The sequence below is a fragment of the Streptomyces aurantiogriseus genome, assembly GCF_014649375.1.
GTDB classification, from domain to species: domain Bacteria; phylum Actinomycetota; class Actinomycetes; order Streptomycetales; family Streptomycetaceae; genus Streptomyces; species Streptomyces aurantiogriseus.
On record NZ_BMSX01000066.1, the window covers coordinates 1 to 1,933 of the forward strand.

2 protein-coding genes are annotated in these 1,933 nt (G+C 64.3%); both read left to right on the forward strand.

Features of this window, described 5'->3' with window-relative positions; all coding sequences use genetic code 11:
- Positions 1-720: alpha-amylase family glycosyl hydrolase (locus tag IE263_RS47980; protein ID WP_506005116.1), on the forward strand; the 720-nt coding region annotated here is incomplete at its 5' end.
- On the forward strand, positions 717-1,933 hold a 1,217-nt coding region (gene treS / locus IE263_RS47985; RefSeq protein WP_189944454.1), incomplete at its 3' end, for a maltose alpha-D-glucosyltransferase. The genes IE263_RS47980 and treS, both read left to right, overlap by 4 nt.

Below are 1,933 nucleotides of genomic sequence, written 5' to 3' on the forward strand. Positions count from 1 at the left end.
ATCGGCTTCCAGCAGTCGTACACCTACTTCACCTGGCGCAACAGCAAGCAGGAACTGACGGAGTACCTCACCGAACTTTCCGGTGAGGCGGCCTCCTACATGCGGCCCAACTTCTTCGCCAACACGCCGGACATCCTGCACGCCTACCTCCAGCACGGCGGGCGTCCCGCCTTCGAGGCGCGGGCCGTCCTGGCGGCGACCCTCTCGCCGACCTGGGGCATCTACAGCGGCTACGAACTGTGCGAGAACACCCCGTTGCGCGAGGGCAGCGAGGAGTACCTCGACTCGGAGAAGTACCAGCTCAGGCCGCGTGACTGGGAGGCGGCCGAGCGCGAGGGCCGCACCATCACCCCGCTGGTCACCCGCCTCAACGAGATCCGGCGGGCGAACCCGGCCCTGCGCCAACTGCGCGATCTGCACTTCCATCACGCCGACAAGGAAGAGGTGATCGTCTACTCGAAGCGGAGCGGTTCGAACACGGTTCTGGTGGTCGTCAACCTCGACCCCCACCACACCCAGGAGGCAACGGTCTCGTTGGACATGCCGCAACTCGGCCTGGACTGGCACGAGTCGGCGCCGGTGCGCGATCTGCTCACCGGCGAGACCTATTACTGGGGCAGGGCCAATTACGTGCGTCTCGAACCGGGCAACCGGCCCGCGCACGTCCTCACCGTCCTGCGACCGTCCAACCCGCAGATCGGAGGGTCACCCACACGATGATCGTCAACGAGCCCGTTCAGGACACCTTCGAGGACACGCCCGCAAAGGACCGCGACCCCGACTGGTTCAAACGCGCGGTCTTCTACGAAGTCCTCGTCCGCTCCTTCCAGGACAGCAACGGCGACGGCGTCGGCGACCTCAAGGGCCTCACCGCCAAACTCGACTACCTGCAATGGCTCGGCGTCGACTGCCTCTGGCTTCCCCCGTTCTTCAAATCACCCCTGAGGGACGGCGGGTACGACGTATCGGACTACACCTCCGTCCTGCCCGAGTTCGGCGACCTCGCCGACTTCGTCGAATTCGTCGACTCAGCGCACCAGCGCGGCATGCGCGTCATCATCGACTTCGTCATGAACCACACCAGCGACCAGCACCCGTGGTTCCAGGAATCGAGAAAAGACCCCGACGGCCCCTACGGCGACTACTACATGTGGGCCGACGACGACAAACAGTACGCCGACGCCCGCATCATCTTCGTCGACACCGAGGTCTCCAACTGGACCTTCGACCCGGTCCGCAAGCAGTACTTCTTCCACCGCTTCTTCTCCCACCAGCCGGACCTCAACTACGAGAACCCGGCCGTACAGGAGGAGATGATCTCCGCACTGAGGTTCTGGCTGGACCTGGGCATCGACGGCTTCCGCCTCGACGCGGTGCCCTATCTGTACGCGGAGGAGGGCACCAACTGCGAAAATCTTCCGGCGACGCATGAGTTCCTCAAACGGGTCCGCAAGGAGATCGACACCCACTACCCGGACACGGTGATCCTGGCGGAGGCCAACCAGTGGCCCGAGGACGTCGTCGACTACTTCGGCGACTACGCCTCCGGCGGCGACGAATGCCACATGGCCTTCCATTTCCCCGTCATGCCCCGCATCTTCATGGCGGTACGCCGGGAATCCCGCTACCCGGTCTCGGAAATCCTCGCCAAAACGCCCGCGATTCCGTCCGGTTGTCAGTGGGGAATCTTCCTGCGCAACCACGACGAGCTCACGCTCGAAATGGTCACCGACGAAGAGCGCGACTACATGTACGCGGAATACGCGAAGGACCCGCGTATGCGCGCCAACATCGGGATCCGCCGGCGGCTCGCGCCGCTCCTCGACAACGACCGCAACCAGATCGAGCTGTTCACCGCCCTCCTGCTGTCCCTCCCCGGCTCGCCGATCCTCTACTACGGCGACGAGATCGGCATGGGCGACAACATCTGGCT